We start from the raw sequence: 16588 nt of genomic DNA, 5'->3' as shown, positions 1-16588 counted from the left end.
GTCCTTAGAGGAAGACGCAGTTACGTTTGCGCCAGAAGAGGTAACCAAAGTTCTTTTTGGAGGACGGGGAATTGTGTTTCATCCCCCAGGTCTGGGTGATAGCGCCGAACGGGTGGCAGTTGGTTGCCTCGGGGTACATATTCACCATCTGATATCGCCACCGGTCTTTCGGAATAATGGGTGACGGATACTGGTTACAGACCGCGTTGTCAGCCCCGACAGAATTCCAGACCAGCCCCTCGCGGTGCATCTTGAACGCCATTCTCTCCCCGACCAGTAACGAGGTTTCCAGGGGTGAAAATTCGCCACTGGTGTAACCGGTCAGCGGATACATTGTCCCCTGGCTTCCGGCACACCAGAAAAGAGGGGCGAGAGACATGCCCGCGGCACTGGCCACCGCATCCGCCGCACAGGCCGCCTGAGCCACCACGTTGCCGAACAATGCGGCTTCCGGGTTAATCAGCATCGAGAGCGTGCTGTCGTTCCACAGCGGATCGACTTCCGACAGATAGGCAATATCCATGTCACCGGTCTGTAAACAGCCCAGACTGGTGATGATATTGAGCCAGAAGATCAATGGGTATTTGTACCAGTGAACGTGATAGAACGCGCCGGCAGCGGGCCGGTCACTCTGTCCGGACGTTCCGGTTCCGGTTCGCCCCAGGTCGATTTTGAACCCACCCATGTTGACCATCACACCCGGTTCACGCGTCACGTCCACCATCGCCATCGGCTCCCAGAATCCGATAGCCAGACCAATACGGTAGAGCACACCAACGGGGCAAATCTGGATCGGCGATGACGGGTTGGCGGTGTCCTTCTGCGGACCGGAGGCCAGCTGGATGTTACCCAGCGTCATCGGGAACAGACATTTCCAGCAGACGTCCGTGATGGGGTTAACCCACCGGCCGTCACCGGCGTTACTGGCGGCGGAAGCCTGCACCGGTGTCCAGGACATCAGTACCAGCAGCAGACCGGCAAGCCATGTCAGTCGTTTCATTTCACCTCCCGCAGCCAGATACAGACCGGACCGTCTTCCGTGTCATGAATGGAGCCAATAAACCAGCCGTCACCGGCAGGCGCTGAGGGTTGCCAGTCACTGATGCACGTGCTCCCTTTTTCCCAGGCCGCAATCACATGCGGGGGAGCATCGTTTTCCATCCAGCGGGTGGCACAGGTCAGGTTATGCCGGTGCATCCAGTCGCCGAATTCAGCCCGGGTGGCTTCATCGCTGGCGGGCTGAAAATAGTGCGGAGGTGTCCAGAAGCCGTTGCGGTCACGGGTAACCGTCACCGGCCTGATATGTTCAGGGTGAGTCATGGGGTATCTCCGGGAGTGCCGCAGCCACCGGACGGCGGGAGGGCTAAAGGGATGGTTAGTGCGTTTCGGATTTGATTGCAGCTTCTGTGATGAACGTCAGCCGCTCTTCTTTGGTCATACCCTCGAGGGCCAGAAGGCCGGCCCGTAAAACAATCGAGGGATAATAAAGGGGGTTCTCTGCAAGAATCGTTTTCAGTCGCAGAGCCGATCTTTCATCATGCCGGACGGCTGAGATAGTGACATTCCGGCCCTTTGTACATTCAGGGTCTTTTTTCATGGCGTTACCTTGTCGGGGTTAATCGGAAACCGTGAGGACATTCAGGCTGAGGCGGAGCGCAACGCAGTGAGCACCGAACATCCTGAATGGCCGCGCGGTTGTATCAGGGGGGTTTTTTTGCGGGCGTCACAACGAAAGCATAACCGCTGTCATTTTCGTAGAGTGCACCGCTGGCTTCACCCTGCTCTATCCTGCGGCCGGCCTCTTCAATATAGAAGGCCAGGGTACTCTGGGTATAAAACCGCCCCCCCTGTGCCCGGACAATGAAATGCCGGTATTCTGACATCCCCGCCGGGGGAAATTGTCCTTCAGTGATATCGTCAGGAACATCATTTCCGGACGGCGAATTAAACCAGCCTGGCGCCACCTTAACCTGCCGCTGGGCAGCGCCATAAAACAGTTCACTGCTAATTACACCACCAGGAATACGTTCCGGTGTTTCAGGAAATGTACGCTGTTTTTTCACTTTTTCAGCCACATCGTTGATGATTCTCACCACATCCCGCGTCAGGACAGACTGTTTTGCACTGACAGTTATGGTGACCTGTTTTAACGGAAAATTCGTCGGGACGAATTCCGGTACCGGTTTTGTGATGTACCACCCTGCACTTTCACTTCCGCGAATAAGCACACTAAGCCACATGCCTGCATACCCATCGTTCACCGCCGCGTCTTCACTGTCTTTTACCATCTGCTCAGTCACTCTCGGCGTCATCTCCAGCAGACGCGCCCGGAAAACCCTGCGGCTGAGCTTATGCCGGTCTGCCTCTGGCAATATCCAGCGCTGTGATTTATCCCTCGTCAGTAGGTAACCGGCTTCAGTCAGGCCTGTCTCCAGCTCAGCCAGCATCACCTGATAGCATTCCCGGTTAGCAAAGGCATGAACCGCATCAGCATGTCGGGCACCGCCAAATTGTGCCGGCGGGACGGGTATTCCTGGTCTGGCTTCCCGTGCCAGGCGTTCACGTCGCGCCTCTGCCAGGTATTGGATCACCAGCCAGCCGACCAGTAAAATAATCAACACCATAAAGCCACCCAGCCCCTGCCCCATACTCAGGCAGTAAAACACATCCTGCTGCCCGTCAGGACTGGTTAAACAGCTGATTAGCGCCATACGTTCATCTCCTCCATTCTTTTACGGATAAGACTGACTAGGTACAGGGGAAACGCCTCATCGCGTTGTTCCGGCACCGCCGGCAACAGACTGTTCTGCGCGCACCACTGATGCCATGCTTCAGCGACCAGCACCGGATGCCAGGATTCGATTTCGGGATAGAGCTGACAGATCTGAGCGACAGCTTCATCGCAACCGTCCAGCTCAGCCTGTTGGTCAGCCCTGCGGGGCGGCGTGGCCGACAACAGTGTCGGATTTATCAGTGACATCCGGCGTTCTCCTGGGCCTCACCTGCAAACAACCTGTCGAGACGCTCAGAATGCGACATCGTCTGGCCCTTTTTACGTTTCGCCCCGTCTTCTGCCCGCATGTTCTCCAGCAGGAGATGAACGATAAAGTCAGGGAATCTTTCATCGCGTTTTTCCGGCTCCTGGGTATCCAGCTGGTTCTGTCCGCACCAGTGAAGCCAGGCTTTAGTCACCAGTACCGGTTGCCAGGAGTCAATTTCAGGGTACAGCGCCTTGAGCCGTTCAGCGGTTCCGCTGCGGGTCACGGTCGCTGGTCTTTTTCGGTCCTTTTTTTGAGGATGGCGTGGTGCGGATACCACGTTACGGAGAGTGGGAAACAGGTCACCTAACGTCGTTGCAGTCATATTTGAGTACCTTAAATGGGTTTTACCGTGCATCATCAGAATCCTTGCGGACTGGCTAAAACTTGGGAACGGTAATAATGGGGAAAACGATGGACAGACTCAGGCGTATACAGCCAACTGATAATCAACTTGAAGCAACCCGAAATCTGGTGAGGGATTTAATTGCCTCCAGCTCCTTGTTTGCACTTCTCAGCACGGGCGCGAGATCATGTATTCCAGCGACGTCTGTCGCTAATTATGTTTTCCTGACATTGTTGATTATTTGCTTCGGATTTGTACTCGCATGGGCATCTTTAATTACTGATTTAAACTTGCGACAGATAGCAGGTAGTGGTTCCACACATCACAGCTTTCCGTATTTCTTTCTTGCTATCTGTTTCACCGTTGTATTTTTTGGGCTGACTTTTTTGCTTCTCAAAAGCTTCTGGTAAGCAACTGGAGTTATCTCATCTCAAAACCATCCAGATGGGAAACCAGCTGGCACCGATCAGCACCAGACACAGGATGTACATCAGGAGATAACCCGGCACTGAAGGTATCCTGAAATGCACTCTCAATTTCCTTGTCTCTTTAGCAATAAGGGGGGCGTACCACAGGGAAAGCATGAGTCCGGCAGCAATCAAAAGGCCGCTCCCGTCCCTGTCGAGTGGTATGATCTTAAGAATGCAGCCCTGAATAATCAGGGTGAATACCGCGCACTGGACTCCCTGCCAGCGCAGATCCGCCGGTAACCATGCTGTTGTAATCGCGCAACCTGCGATACCCGTTATACCGGACAGGGCCAGCAGAAATATCATTTCCTCTCCTCTTTTACGGGTATCTCTTCCACCTTCATCACACGGCCATCTCGTGAGATACGCGCCGGGATATGTTCAAAACCAAACTTACGGGTCAGTACACCGGACTGGTCAAAGTAGATACGCTCATTCAGGGCATCACTGCTTTCCCTGATGTTGCCTTTCACCAGGATCACCTTAACGTCCGTCTTTCCGGCGATTTGCTGTCGGGTCCAGTTCACCTGCTCCCTGTCATCGCCATCGATAAAATAGAGCACCTGACTGAAAGGCACCTTATCCAACGGGTTAACCGTGTCCCCCTTAAGCGCCACCACGTTTCCCTTCATATCGGTGATGGTTTCTTTCACGGTGAAGGTCGGGTCCCAGGCAAAACTGCGGTACGTCACCGCTTTACTGAGTCCCTCAACAGGGGCCGGACGAACGGCGTGTTCTTTTACCCGCGCGGTCGCCTCCTCCCGTAACCGGTCAAGTTCCCCGGTCTGCTCCATTCCCTTCAGGCGGTTCTGGATAAAGGTCAGCATGTCCTGTTCGGCAGGTTCGAACACGTTGCCCCAGGTCCCGAGATCTTTGGCACCACTGCCAGCAGAGAGCGTCAGCAGTATCAGGGCCGTCAGCTGAAGTCGTCTTTTCACAGGCCCCCCTGGGTTCGCCGGGCAATGTCGGCGCGGATTTCATCGGTAATGTCACGCTGCGGACTCATCACCGCCGGTTTCACCAGGATGATTGCGTTATGCGAAGCCTGCCAGGCTCCCAGGCTGTCCGTCAGTGCCGTATTAAAGCGGGCCGTCAGGGCTTTCGCCCGTCCCTCATCTAGCTGCAACTGCGCGGACTGCTGCATAAAGAGGTCAACCGTGCCTTTCATATCGAACACCACCACCTCCGGTGTGACGGCTTTTGCCGTCACCCAGGCCACGCCGGTCATGGTCAGCAAACCTGCCAGCCCCAACAGCCCGCCCCTCAGCCAGCGGGATGTTTTTCCGGCCATCACCACCCCATCCCGGACGGTATCGGCGTCGTATGTTTTGTCGTTTTGTTCACTCATGCTGCGTTCACCCATTCTTCAAGTTCACGAAGTTCGTCACCGAATTTCTTCTCGGCCAGCAGATAGGCCGCTTCTTCCGCTGACGCCCCGGCTTTTTGTGCATTCTGCATGTAGGCAAAGTCTTCACCGCGCGAACTGAACATGGCGCGGGTCACAGGGTCGACAAACAGACGATGGAACGAACTGAATTCACCGGCGCTAATCAGCAGTGAGCTGTAACCGGTCTGTAATGCGGGCTGGAAGCCACGGATAACTTCTTTTTCCATGTCCGAGAACTGATCAGGGTTATCGGCAAGGTACTGTTTAAAGGCCTTCGCATCCTGCAACAGGGTGATTTTGGTGGAACTGTTGTTCCAGGCCGCTTCCGCTTCCTTACTGGCGCTGAAGTCCTTGATACCCTGGGTGATGGTGATAAACGCGCCACGGTGGCGACGCACGGTACGGTAGCCTGTTTCGATAAAGCGTGCCGCGTGCGGGTTGGAGCCGCCGAGCAGTCGCCAGGCCTCGTCGATGATGCAGACTTTTTTGAGGTCGCGCGGGCTGTGGTACATCTTTTCCTGAATCGCCAGAATGAGCGAGAACAGGATTGCCGAGAGCAGCTTCGGTTTGTCTTCCAGACTCAGGAGTTCCAGCACAGCAAAACGGGTTTCGCCATCGAGCGTCGGCTTGTCTGCATTGAAATACTCCCCGTCGGCACCCCAGGTACAGTATGTATCGAGCAATACGGCCAGCTCAGCGAGGCGCGCAATAATCGTCGGTTTGTCCGCAAATGCCTCATTCACTTCATTACTGGTCAGGTAGTTATGGACGTCATCGATACGCGCCTTGTTCCCCTTTTTTTCCCACGCGTACATAACCGCTTTTTGCAGGATAGCTTCGCAGACACCATCCAGCGGCTGTGTCGGGCTGGCCAGCACCGTCAGCAGACGCACAATCCCCTCTGCGGAGTGGTTGATGTCTTTGACGTTGGCGAACGGGTTAAATCGCAGCTTCGAGCCATCGAGATACACCCCGCCGGCCTGGTGGCAGTAGTTCTTGTAGCTGTCCCCCATGTCGATAACCCAGGCGTATCCGCCTGCGTTCAGCACATCGCGCAGAATCCCCTGCGTCAGAAAGGATTTACCCGCCCCGGAAGTGCCGGTGACTGCGATGTTGAAGTTGGTGCTGCCGTTCTCTTCACCAAACATATCGAAGAAGGCCACCTGATTACGGTAGGTCGGCAGCGGCATTCCCACGTTGGACAGCTGGCGTTCGGCCACCACCGGCATCAGACTCACCGCATTCCATGACTTGGCGCGAAGCGTAGCCCCGGTCATCTTCAGGTCTTCCCACATGCCTTCCTGCATCACGAACGGGAAACCGGCCAGCCAGTTACGCATCTGCTGGTAATGTACCGTCACCATCTCCAGCTCGTTCTTACGGAACACGTTGACGGCTGCCAGCTCGCAGGCCTGCGCTTCAGTGTTGTTGTCCGGGGCAAACAGGGTCAGGTTGAAGTAGGTACTACAGAGCGCAATTTCATTGCTGTTCAGCTGTTCCCTGGTGCGCCGCCATTCCTCAGCGGCCTTTTTGGTGCCAGGGAAGAGTGCGGCATACGCCGAGTTGGCTTTCTTGGAGAGGTCGGTGTCCTTACGAAAGGCCTCACCCTGGCTTTTGGTCTGTTCTTCCAGTTCGGTCGTCCAGGTCAGCATAAACGGACAGGGGATGCCGAGGTCCGGGAAGCGCAGGTTTTGCAGGTTGTCAGCGCCCTGCCACAGGGCAAAGCGGCGCGGGTTTTTACTGAGCTGCATGTTGATAATGCGGCAGGAAGATGCCGGCAGGCGTGTCCCGCGCGTGTCTATCGTCTCAGGCAGTTCAAGACGGATATGGGACGGGTGGACCTGAAGGTCAACGGCAGGATCGACAATCTGCCGGTTAAGTTTCTCGTCCTCATTATAATCGCCGGAGGACGTCAGTACCTGTTCCTGCCGGTAATTCATCAGTTCACGTATCGCTGACAGAAAAGCGTTCACGTCGACGTTCTTGCTGTCAATGCGTGCCGCCCCCAGGGAGACGCGAATGGTGTTACGGAGCTGAACCAGGTCGTCAATCACCCGCTGCGTCTGGGAGGCCCGTTTCAGCGGCGTGCCGTAGACAATGAAGATACGATAGTTACGCAGGTACAGTGGATACTCACGCTCGTTGGCCAGACCATGAAGCGCGGAGCGTTGCCAGAATGCCCGGGTGATTTTATTAAGGTGCCCGGCCATCTGGCCTTTCCACATGTCGCTACTCACCCCGCGATCGATACGCTCCCCGACACACTTGCTGGCCGCCAGAATGACGGTCACCGGTGTTTTGCGGGGGAGCTTCTTGCGCAGCATGTCATCGAGCGCGGCCATGACCTGCTCGTTCGCCCCCGGCAGGGGGGCGGCTTCCATAATGAAACCCGCTGAGCCGGCGTTAACGAAAATCTCATTCGCGTCGTCGTAATAGCGGTACGGCAGAGCCGCAACGAGGGACGGATAGTCCCAGGTCTGGGAGAGGTTGTTGCGGGCAGTGGCTGCCCCGTCTTCCTGTTTCCCGTTGTTCAGCATGTCCATCAGGTTTTTGATAAAGCTCATTTGCGGCCCTCCGCAGCGGCCCGGATAAGCTCCAGGCGTTGCAGTCGTTCATCATCAGACTGGCGGGAAAGGGGCTGGTCGTTGCCCCGGCTGAACTGCCAGTCACCCTGCATTCCCTGAATCGCCGCGCGCTCATCTTCCTGACGAAGGGGTTCACCACGGAAGTCGGTCATTCGCCGCCCTCCCCGATAACGCGATAGCTCTCATCCCAGTGGGATTTGTTCTTCACGAACTCGACCACGGCGGGCTGGTGAAAGTTATCGTCCGTGTCCACCCAGGGCGCAATCCACAGACGCTGCGTGGCATCAGGGATACGCTGAACCGGGACGCGGCCTGCGGTGTTAACGGGCACCGGCGTGGTATGCGTGGTGCTGACCAGCGGCGTTACTACTGAGCCGGTGGTACTCGTCCCTGTCGGGGCAGTTGCCAGCGGGCGCGGGGCAATCGGCTTAGCGGCGGCGGTTCCGGTTGCTGCGACGGAAACAGGACGCCACGGATTCACTTCCGGCGCTGTGTTACGCAGTGCCGGCAGGGTTTCACCCGCAGGCTTTTTTGTGGCTTTGTCGGTGCTCAGGTCGTCCAGACTTTTACCCTGTGCGGCCAGTTTGTTGGCCTCACCGGTAGTCAGGCACTGGTCGGTGGCGGTCTTGTTGCAGTCGAAATCAGAATTCAGACCGGCGCAGCCGGTCAGTGCGCTGCACAGCAGTGCAGCGCCCAGTAGTGTTTTCATGGGATAACTCCGGTTGGAAATTCAGGGTTATTTGTGGGGGGAGTGCAGGTTTAAGGCTTATGAGTAGCATTGAAGATAAATACGGATATTACCTGAAAGGTAAAACTGAACTTAACGCAGGTAAAAAACCACTCCATCGACAAAAAATGCAGGTTCATTTGAATGAAGCCAATGACGATTATGGAAGCTGCCGCGATGAGCCAGGGCGCGAGTGCTCCTACATACACCCACTCCATTGCCTTTAAATCGTAAAAAACGAATCCGCTGAACAGCGTGATAAACACACTGGCGAGAAGCCAGATGCGCCATGCGACAAAGTTCTTGTCACCCAGCCCCTTCTGGTTCAGCACCGCCCATACTGTCATTTCGATGGCAAAAATCAGCACCAGAATGGCAAGGTGGCGAAAGTCATACAGCGTTTTCAGCGACAATGGTCGCTTTTGGGTTTCGGCCATAACGAATCCACTTTCAGAGGGTTACAGGATTGAGAAAATGTTTACGGTTCATTCGTCTTTTACATCGCGTCGAACAAAACCGTAACCCAGAGCCGTTTCAGGAGCGTCCAGCAGGTCGGCATTCGCTTCACGCTCAGCTTCAAGCCATGACCTGACATCGACATGTTCCAGCTTCCCTTTCCGGAGAACAGCGGCCCGTAATGTTTCCCAGGCTTCTCTGTCACGCGGCTCATATACCCGAAGTTCCTTGTCGATAACCTCGTCCCAGCCGCCTGGCGTATTCAGTTCTGAAATCAGAAAAATGGCTAACACACTCAAAGGTGGCAGGGAGTACAGACCATAAGGGAAATGCTCGTAATTCAGCACTGTGGTAACGAAGACAGCTGTCAAAACAGCCAGCAGTATCCCGGCAAGCTTCTTGCTGATACATCCCACCCTCTTACCTTCAGACCATGCTTCACAAGCCTGTTTTATGGTCTTCAGCACCGCAATCCGGTCTTTCATATCTGTCTCCTTATTAGTTGATGGTGTCACCGAGGCGCAGCTGGCTGGCCTGGCGGAGAACATCATCAGGGTTGATGTTGCCGACGGAGGTGGTGCTGGATGTGGTGGTCTGGCTGGCAGGTTGCGGAGCAACGGCGTTCTGCGCGGCGTTACCGGCTTTTTGCAGTTCTTCCTTTGCCTTTTCGTCTTCAGCGTCTTCCAGGGTTTCGAGGCGGAAGCCTTTCTGGAACACAACCGTAACGAGGTTGCCGGCACCGATATCAATCACCGGGTGATACTGCTCAGCGCGTTTAATCCAGTACTGACTCAGTGTGTCGGCCGCCTTGCTGGCTCCCCCACCTAAGCCCTGTTTAAACACGTCACCGGCACCTACGTCAGCTGTGGCACCAAGTCCCACGGATGGTGTGGCGGCAGATTTAATCCCTTCACCGAAACCGGACAGGAGGCCTGCTGCACCGGCGTAGCCGACAATCATGCCGTTACGCATCACCGGCTTGCCGCGCACGCCGCCTTTACCCTGGTAGCTCACGTGACCGTCAAATTCCATGTCGACATGCTTGCCGTTTTTCAGCACACAGCTGATCGACTTTGTTCGCACCACCCCGCGTTCGCTGGAGATATCCCCCCAGATTTCACCCACCACAAAGCAGCCATCCGCGCTGTACTCTTTGTTGTTGGGCATCTGGATGCTGCCCAGAAGGCGAATGGTGACGGGCTGTGTGTTCTGCTGACCGGTGACGCTGGCGTTGGCGTCAGCCCCTTCAATCATGATGGCGTCAGAGAAGGAGCCGGACGGAATCCAGGGCAGCTTTGTGGGCTTTTTCTTCAGGCTGTCATAGTTAAATTTTGTGGTAGACAGACCGCCTGTCATGCGCTGGCCTGATCCGCCCGGATAGAACCCTGCGCCCTGCCCCATGTTTACAGCACCAGTGGCGGCCGGTGTGCCTGTGGGGGTCACAGAGTATTCGGGCGGACGGGCCTGACCGGCAGCAACGGGACCGGGGAGTGGTGTTCCGTTCTGACCGGCAGGTGGTGTCTGCTGGCCAGCGGTCGGGTTGCTGCCGGGGGCTTTCGAGAGCTGGTCGTTCAGGCGCTGAATTTCTGCGTCCTTGTCGGCAAGCTTCTGGTCGGTTGCGAGTTTGTTCTGCGCAAACTGCTGGGAGAGCGTGGCAAAATTTTGCTCGAGCGCAGAGGTCTTGGCCTGCTGTTGGGCCAGTGCGGCATCACTGACCTGCTGGTTGAAGGCTGCGGTCACAACGCCGGTCATGTTCGGTGCGGCAGCCAGGGCGGGTTGCTTTTGCTCCTGCTGATGCTGCCCGTACCAGATGACGCCGCCTGTCGCTGCGGCACCGCCTGCGATAACCGCCGCGAGGATGGTCAGCTGCTTACGGCGCGTTTTCAGGTTTTCGTTCAGATTCATGGGCGGGTGTCTCCGTCATCTGAAAACACAATCCAGGCATAGCCTTCGCCGCCGGCATAAAGCTGGTTCTGCGAGAGCATGACGGCCCTGACGCCCTTGCGCCAGAAGTCGCGCTCGCGAAGACTGCGGGTAATGTTGCCCGGATTGCTCATCCGGAAGCGCACGATGCGCAGATGGTTGCCGACGAACTGGCGTTCCGGTGTCAGGCGTACATCACTGGCGGGTGTGTATGCCGGCATCCGGCTGACCGGGTATTCCAGGTAGTCGTCAGGCACCTGGCCATTGACCACTGCGCGGGACAGTGCGACCAGTGTCTTTTCATAGGTCTGCCCTTCTTCCCATGCTTTCGCGTCATCGTTCTTGCGAAGTGGTGGTGACATGGGGGTGAAGCGCAGGGTTTTGCCGTTGCCGGGCTGCGGTTTAACGTTCAGGCTCAGCGATGAGCCGTGGTCAGTCTGGATAAAGAGGGTGAAGTTCTGGCCGACAAGTGGGGACAGGATAAGCGCCCCGTCATCGGTCGTGCTCTGGTCGTAGGCACCGGTTGGTCCGCTGATGCTTGTGATTAATTCTCCGTCGACAACAACCTTGCTCGGGTTGGTGTTGCTGAGAGTGACATTAAAGGCGGCGTCGTTCTCAAACGGAATGGCTGCGGGTGCGGAGGCGGCCCGAAGGCCGCCAGTAAAGAATCCCGCTGCCAGAAACACAGCAGCAGCTGCCGGTGAAATGCGAAATTTCATGGGCAGTCCTGTCAGTTGGTGGTGGATACCGGCTGGAGTTCTTCGAACGAGTGGAGGTTAATCACGCCATTCACATAACTCAGTTTCAGTCGGTAGATTTTTTCCTGGGGTTTCAGGAAGGTGGTGATTGCACCGTTAGTGGTGGAGGACTTCAGCGTACCGCTGAAGTCCACGGAGCCATCGTTATTGACCCGGATTTCTTTCGTTTCGAACTGGGTGGTAATCCCTCCTTTTTTGATGCTTTCGGCTTCAATATCCAGGGCTTTCTTGAGTGCATCCCGGTCAGCTGAGGGGACGTATCCAAGAACCATTTTCTGGTTATTGTCGATGTTTTCCGGGGTGACGTTCAGACGCCAGTAAATAAAGGAGGTGGCGAACTGAGTCATTCCGGTTGCATCTGCGCTGAGTGCGTCAGACACAAAAGGGCGGTTATATGTCATTGGGATGGTGATGGTTTTCTGGGTGGTGGCGAAATGCCACGCCAGCGAACCGGTTAATACATTCCCCGCAGCCATAAGAATGGAGAATGCGGAAAGTCCAATAAATGCATAGCTGAGTTGTTTATCCCGTTCCCCTTTAATTTTTAATTTCATGATGGTTACGCTCTCCAGTGCCGGAAACTTGAATCAGGTATCTGGCGAAAAGTCACTTTAAAAAGGATGGATGGCAGGTGCCAGTAACAGAAATTAAGCAACCAGTATGACCCCTGCCCTTTCTTCAGATATCTGACCAGAAGCCAGAGGATTCCCGCTATTACGGAAAGTTCGACAGACATATTGTTGAGCACCCCCAGAACAACGAGGGGTGCTGTCACAATTAATTCATCTATCGGCAGACCTAAATAACGCTCCTGCTGATTCAGGGTTTCCGGGAAGTAGTATTTATCCTCTTCCCCGTTCATCGTTAGCTCGCGATGCTGAAAGCAACACGGGTAAAGATGATACAGATGACGATACCGACAAATACCAGAGGGGAGCGGGCCTTAATATAAATAAAAAGACCCATAATGATTTCTGCAATATAGAACCATTTGACCAGTGATGAGCCGGAACCAAATGTTGAACTGACGGTTGTGGCCTGTGATGAGAGAAGGTCCGTACCGGATGCGAATGCCGGGTGTGTGACCATAAGTGCAATTAAGAATGCACTCGCTGTTTTTAAGTTAAATTTCATCTGGCGATTTTCGCGAGCCTTACGAAATAAAGACGCTACCGCCCATCCCTTACCGACGTTAAGGGCACTGCCTTTGGTTGACATGCTTGTTTTCTCCGGAAGTAAACAAAAGTGATGTGCGTAAGTTGTTGTTTACGCGGGCACAATTGTCCCATAACCCTAAAAAAAAAAACTGTGACGCATGTCACACTTTTTCGAATCATTCGGATTTATCTGAATATGTAAGTGAGTAGGCTTTGTTGACCGGAAAGTTCTGAAATGGCTTACAGGATCTATAGCTATGAAAGTAAAAGAGAAAATGTGGGATGGTCGTGGCCGTCCACGAAAGTTCCAGCCCGGAGAGGCTGTGGAGTGGCGGCTGCGCGCGCCGGATAATTTGCTTATGGAGCTTCGAATATGTGCGAGGGCGAGTAACAGAAGCGTAAATGAGGAAATTATCGCAAGGCTGTTGCTCTCCCTTAATTATCAGCCCGGGAGGGCTGTAATTAAAACTGTGGAAGGCGAACGGCTCATTGCACTGGCGGTCAGGTTCGAAGAGTGGCTCGGGAATTTACTGAATGAAGTGGATGGTGAAGCTGAAGAGAAAAATAAGGTTCCGGTGCGCCAGGAGCAGTTGTGGATGTGGCGTGAAGGTGAGCGTGTGTTACTTCCCGGTAAAACTACAGGCTACAGTATGCGTATTCCGGAGAATCTTGCAGATGAAATCAGGGCCATGTCTAAGATTCATAACCGTAGCCTGAATGACGAAATGCTCACCAGGTTAATGAATACACTGGGGTATTTTACAGAGCGCTTACTTGACCAGAATGAGGATGCTCAGGCGCTGAAAGTGTTGTGTATGGAATTTGAGGTATTTTTAAAAGAAAAAATCACGGAAGTGGAAAGGGAAGACCTTCCGTGGGATGAAGGTGAGTCTCAGTGATCGACAGGGCCGGAAAAGTCCGGCCTGAAATCAATTATTAATCCGTCAGGAAGTGGTCTTTTTCCGCCTTATCTTCTGCATCGTTAATCGAGCTGATATTGGCATTTATCAGTTCTTCCAGCTTCACTCCAGAATCTGGTCCCTTCATCGTGACAAAGATATCAGAGACAAGTGCGGTGAGAATCATAATACCTTCACGTGAGCCAGAGACTTTCTTTATGAGGTCGCGGCGGAATCCATCGAGATCGAAAGTTGAGCCCTCTTCCTTTGATTTGTAGACCATCAGTCCGAGTCGAACTAATTCGTTGACTATTGATGAATAGTTCATGTCAGACGATGTTGCGCCTTTCTGTAACTCAATCTCAAGAATATCATTTATTTCTCTGTCAATTTTATCTTTAAAGTAGATGTTCTTTCTTGGCATGATATTTTCTCGAAAATTTCATGCAGTGCCTGATGCGGCACTGCAATACTACTAATATGTCAGTTCCCGGAGTTACGTCGCTCTGTAACTTACTGAGGATTCTTGTAAATCTGGCTTTTGGATGTGTGCTAATCCGGCACTGTCATGTGTGTGCATCAGGCACTACGATGTGTGTGCATCAGGCACTACCCATTTTTAAGTTACTCTAATTATTGAATACACACAATCCCCACACTTAACAGTGCTGGATTAGCACACACTACAGTGCTGGATTAGGCACTGTAGTGTGTGGGGGTTAGGCACTGCAATGTGTGCTGATGCACACACCTTTATCGTTCACACAGCATAATTCCGCATAATATGAACAGATATACCTATGAATTAAAAGAAAAAATCTGCAAGACGAAGTCTTGCGTGGGGTGTGATGTTTTAAGGGGTTAGTAAGGAGCGGCTGGTAAATACGGTGGCATGGTCCGCTTTCATTATTCCAGCCTGGGGTAAAAGCCCCGCCGGAAAGCGCTCACGCGCGTTTGTAGTGAATAAACTTGATTAAGACGATCTGGCGGGGTATTTTTTAAAGCGGCTCCCATTCGTGCGTATATTTCGTTAAAAGGCCAGATGATGAAAATAACATTGTTACCCGTTGCTGTGCTGGCCGTTTCACTTTCGGCGGGCGCGGCTCCCCAGATGTGTTTTGACCAGGCAGGAAAAGACTACCGTATTGATCCACTCCTGCTGATGTCAATTTCAATTAAGGAGAGCAGACTCCGGGCAGGTGCGATTAATGGAACAAACCGGAACGGGACAGAAGATGTTTGCGGGATGCAGGTGAACAGTTCTCATTATGGAAAGCTTAAAAACTTTAATATTACCCGTGACCGGTTGTTAAATGATCCCTGTATCTGTGTCTACACCGGCGCCTGGGTTCTGGCGCACAACTTCCGGTCATATGGTAAAAACTGGGATAGCGTGGGAATGTATAATACCGGCCCCTCAAAAAAGCTCATCACTCAGCGCCGGGCATATGCCGAAGATATTAAAAATATATACCGCGTCTTGCTGGCAAGAAAAACGATCCTTTCTCAGCGTCTGGATCAAGGTGGGGGGATGGTAAATGAAGGGAAAACGGCAGAGACGGCATCACTGAATAACACGCAATAAAAAGCCGCTCATCAGAGCGGCTTAATTTTCAGGCCTTCAGCTTTGCAAACTCCTCAGCCATTTTCCAGAGAACCTGATTTAATTTGATATCACCATCAATTCCGGTGACCTCGCGCGTTCTGGTGGGCTTTCCTTTTTCCGTTCTGCCACGGATACCACCCCGGATCACATTTTCCTGCACCACGTTAAATGTGGTCCATAAATCCTGTCCCTTGTCGAGGACGCGGCGCGGGTTAATAATCTGCTCTGGTGTAATCGGTGCTGGTTTTCCGTCATACTTAATTTCCAGAGCCGTAGCACCCAGCAGGCGCTGCTCAGGTAACGTGAGCTGAATGCCTTTCATCAGATCGATATTTTCATCAACCGCGTCAAATGTTTCCAGCACTGTATAAGCGCCCTCGATAACCTGCCCGACAATATCCCCTTTGTGAGGCACACGGATTTCACCAAAATCTTTCCAGGCTACCAGACCATTAGAGCAAACCTGGCGAAACATGCCGGGGATCATTTTATAGCTGCTTGAGCCATCATGGCTGTTCAGCAGAATAATTTCCGGGACCTCTTTTCCGTTAATCTGGTCATGGCGACGCAGGCGAAGCATATGCTTTGTAAAGTCACGTTTATCCTGGTCACGTGTACGTGACTGTGTAGCAAAATAAGGCAGAAAACCTTCATCACGTAAACGGTCAAGAATAACGATCGTTGGAATATACGTATAGCGCTGTGAACGAGAATCATGTTTTTCTTCTGAGAACGCGCTCGGAACAATGCGCTGTAATTCGTCATTCGTCAGCGGGCGATCTTTACGGATTGAGGTAGGCATACGATAACGGCTTGCGAAACTAACCATAATTATTGACTCCTGATTAATGAGTAAGTGATGAAGAAATAACGCGGTGAAAATTATCCAGCGGCATTGCAGCTGCGACCGGGCGACCGTCGATAACCCAGACAGAGATATAATCCGGGCAATCGTCATTCATTAACGTCAGCTCAGTGGCATTCGCTGGCGGTGTAAATATGGCCGGTTGTGGCTCCCCTTCCGTTGCGGCAAGGACCCAGCAAAACAGATCCGTGAACTGGGCCACGGTAAGGTTTGAATCACATCTTCCGGTAGATTCTTGAGCGGCGGTTTTGACGTTGACGTTTCGTGTGTGCATCCTGGTTTTCTCCTGTGGTGATGGTGTCCATCTCCCTGGTGAGTTCTCTCGCGGCAAAGGGCAAGGGGAGCAACGGCGAAGGGAGGAAGGAAAGGGG

At 53.4% G+C, this 16588-nt stretch carries 24 protein-coding genes; 2 read left to right on the top strand and 22 right to left on the bottom strand.

Annotated elements, in window-relative coordinates; translation table 11 throughout:
* Positions 1–4: 4 nt before the first annotated feature.
* The 19 genes from traU to M987_RS23185 all read right to left on the bottom strand — a co-directional run bounded on the left by traU (position 5) and on the right by M987_RS23185 (position 12908).
* Complete coding sequence (gene traU, locus M987_RS23270; RefSeq protein WP_014063886.1) at positions 5–1000, bottom strand: conjugal transfer pilus assembly protein TraU; 996 nt, start codon at positions 998–1000, stop codon at positions 5–7.
* On the bottom strand, positions 997–1320 hold the full coding sequence (locus M987_RS23265; protein WP_014063885.1) for a hypothetical protein: 324 nt from the start codon (positions 1318–1320) through the stop codon (positions 997–999). The genes traU and M987_RS23265 overlap by 4 nt, the downstream gene beginning before the upstream one ends.
* 55 nt (positions 1321–1375) lie before the next feature.
* Positions 1376–1597, bottom strand: a complete 222-nt coding sequence (locus M987_RS23260; RefSeq protein ID WP_014063884.1) for a hypothetical protein — start codon at positions 1595–1597, stop codon at positions 1376–1378.
* Positions 1598–1700: 103 nt separating this feature from the next.
* Complete coding sequence (locus M987_RS23255; protein ID WP_014063883.1) at positions 1701–2711, bottom strand: hypothetical protein; 1011 nt, start codon at positions 2709–2711, stop codon at positions 1701–1703.
* Entirely contained in the window at positions 2702–2980 is a 279-nt protein-coding gene (locus tag M987_RS23250) for a hypothetical protein (RefSeq protein ID WP_014063882.1), read from the bottom strand. The genes M987_RS23255 and M987_RS23250 overlap by 10 nt, the downstream gene beginning before the upstream one ends.
* Complete coding sequence (locus tag M987_RS23245; protein ID WP_041162318.1) at positions 2971–3363, bottom strand: hypothetical protein; 393 nt, start codon at positions 3361–3363, stop codon at positions 2971–2973. The genes M987_RS23250 and M987_RS23245 overlap by 10 nt, the downstream gene beginning before the upstream one ends.
* Positions 3364–3809: 446 nt before the next feature.
* Positions 3810–4160 (bottom strand): hypothetical protein, encoded by a 351-nt coding sequence (locus M987_RS23240; RefSeq protein ID WP_014063879.1) that lies wholly within the window; start codon positions 4158–4160, stop codon positions 3810–3812.
* On the bottom strand, positions 4157–4792 hold the full coding sequence (traW, locus tag M987_RS23235; RefSeq protein WP_014063878.1) for a type-F conjugative transfer system protein TraW: 636 nt from the start codon (positions 4790–4792) through the stop codon (positions 4157–4159). The genes M987_RS23240 and traW overlap by 4 nt, the downstream gene beginning before the upstream one ends.
* Positions 4789–5202: a type-F conjugative transfer system protein TrbI gene (gene trbI / locus M987_RS23230; RefSeq protein ID WP_014063877.1), complete on the bottom strand. Its 414-nt coding sequence runs from the start codon at positions 5200–5202 to the stop codon at positions 4789–4791. Before trbI ends, traW begins: the two co-directional genes overlap by 4 nt.
* The gene (gene traC, locus M987_RS23225) at positions 5199–7805 is read right to left on the bottom strand and encodes a type IV secretion system protein TraC (RefSeq protein WP_014063876.1); all 2607 of its coding nucleotides are present in this window, start codon (positions 7803–7805) and stop codon (positions 5199–5201) included. The genes trbI and traC overlap by 4 nt, the downstream gene beginning before the upstream one ends.
* On the bottom strand, positions 7802–7978 hold the full coding sequence (locus M987_RS24820) for a hypothetical protein (protein WP_014063875.1): 177 nt from the start codon (positions 7976–7978) through the stop codon (positions 7802–7804). The genes traC and M987_RS24820 overlap by 4 nt, the downstream gene beginning before the upstream one ends.
* Positions 7975–8535: a type IV conjugative transfer system lipoprotein TraV gene (gene traV / locus M987_RS23220; protein ID WP_014063874.1), complete on the bottom strand. Its 561-nt coding sequence runs from the start codon at positions 8533–8535 to the stop codon at positions 7975–7977. The genes M987_RS24820 and traV overlap by 4 nt, the downstream gene beginning before the upstream one ends.
* Before the next feature lie 50 nt (positions 8536–8585).
* Entirely contained in the window at positions 8586–8990 is a 405-nt protein-coding gene (locus tag M987_RS23215) for a hypothetical protein (RefSeq protein WP_014063873.1), read from the bottom strand.
* A 48-nt stretch (positions 8991–9038) separates the two neighbouring features.
* Positions 9039–9494, bottom strand: coding sequence for a hypothetical protein (locus tag M987_RS23210; RefSeq protein ID WP_014063872.1), 456 nt, complete (start codon positions 9492–9494; stop codon positions 9039–9041).
* A gap of 13 nt (positions 9495–9507) precedes the next feature.
* Positions 9508–10914 (bottom strand): F-type conjugal transfer pilus assembly protein TraB, encoded by a 1407-nt coding sequence (gene traB, locus M987_RS23205; protein ID WP_014063871.1) that lies wholly within the window; start codon positions 10912–10914, stop codon positions 9508–9510.
* On the bottom strand, positions 10911–11651 hold the full coding sequence (traK, locus tag M987_RS23200) for a type-F conjugative transfer system secretin TraK (protein WP_014063870.1): 741 nt from the start codon (positions 11649–11651) through the stop codon (positions 10911–10913). Before traK ends, traB begins: the two co-directional genes overlap by 4 nt.
* Positions 11652–11662: 11 nt before the next feature.
* The gene (locus tag M987_RS23195; protein WP_014063869.1) at positions 11663–12244 is read right to left on the bottom strand and encodes a TraE/TraK family type IV conjugative transfer system protein; all 582 of its coding nucleotides are present in this window, start codon (positions 12242–12244) and stop codon (positions 11663–11665) included.
* Between the two features lie 5 nt (positions 12245–12249).
* Positions 12250–12552, bottom strand: coding sequence for a type IV conjugative transfer system protein TraL (gene traL, locus M987_RS23190; RefSeq protein ID WP_014063868.1), 303 nt, complete (start codon positions 12550–12552; stop codon positions 12250–12252).
* A gap of 2 nt (positions 12553–12554) precedes the next feature.
* A complete protein-coding gene (locus tag M987_RS23185) occupies positions 12555–12908 on the bottom strand; it encodes a type IV conjugative transfer system pilin TraA (protein WP_014063867.1) in 354 nt (117 codons plus the stop codon).
* A gap of 196 nt (positions 12909–13104) precedes the next feature.
* Between M987_RS23185 and M987_RS23180 the strand changes: the two genes are divergently transcribed.
* Positions 13105–13746 carry an Arc family DNA-binding protein gene (locus tag M987_RS23180; protein WP_014063866.1) on the top strand — a complete coding sequence of 214 codons (642 nt, stop codon included), beginning with the start codon at positions 13105–13107 and terminating at the stop codon, positions 13744–13746.
* A gap of 37 nt (positions 13747–13783) precedes the next feature.
* Here M987_RS23180 and M987_RS23175 read toward each other — a convergent pair whose 3' ends face one another.
* Positions 13784–14170, bottom strand: a complete 387-nt coding sequence (locus M987_RS23175; protein ID WP_014063865.1) for a relaxosome protein TraM — start codon at positions 14168–14170, stop codon at positions 13784–13786.
* A 621-nt stretch (positions 14171–14791) separates the two neighbouring features.
* Here M987_RS23175 and M987_RS23165 point away from each other — a divergent pair.
* Complete coding sequence (locus M987_RS23165) at positions 14792–15331, top strand: lytic transglycosylase domain-containing protein (RefSeq protein ID WP_014063864.1); 540 nt, start codon at positions 14792–14794, stop codon at positions 15329–15331.
* 28 nt (positions 15332–15359) lie between these two features.
* Here M987_RS23165 and M987_RS23160 read toward each other — a convergent pair whose 3' ends face one another.
* Entirely contained in the window at positions 15360–16181 is an 822-nt protein-coding gene (locus M987_RS23160; RefSeq protein WP_014063863.1) for a DUF932 domain-containing protein, read from the bottom strand.
* A 16-nt stretch (positions 16182–16197) separates the two neighbouring features.
* Positions 16198–16491, bottom strand: coding sequence for a hypothetical protein (locus M987_RS23155; protein ID WP_014063862.1), 294 nt, complete (start codon positions 16489–16491; stop codon positions 16198–16200).
* Between the last annotated feature and the right edge of the window lie 97 nt (positions 16492–16588).

Origin of the sequence: Enterobacter soli ATCC BAA-2102 (assembly GCF_001654845.1) — a bacterium.
GTDB lineage: Bacteria > Pseudomonadota > Gammaproteobacteria > Enterobacterales > Enterobacteriaceae > Enterobacter > Enterobacter soli.
The sequence above is the reverse complement of the archived record's forward strand: the minus strand, read 5'-3'. Positions and strand labels throughout refer to the sequence as shown.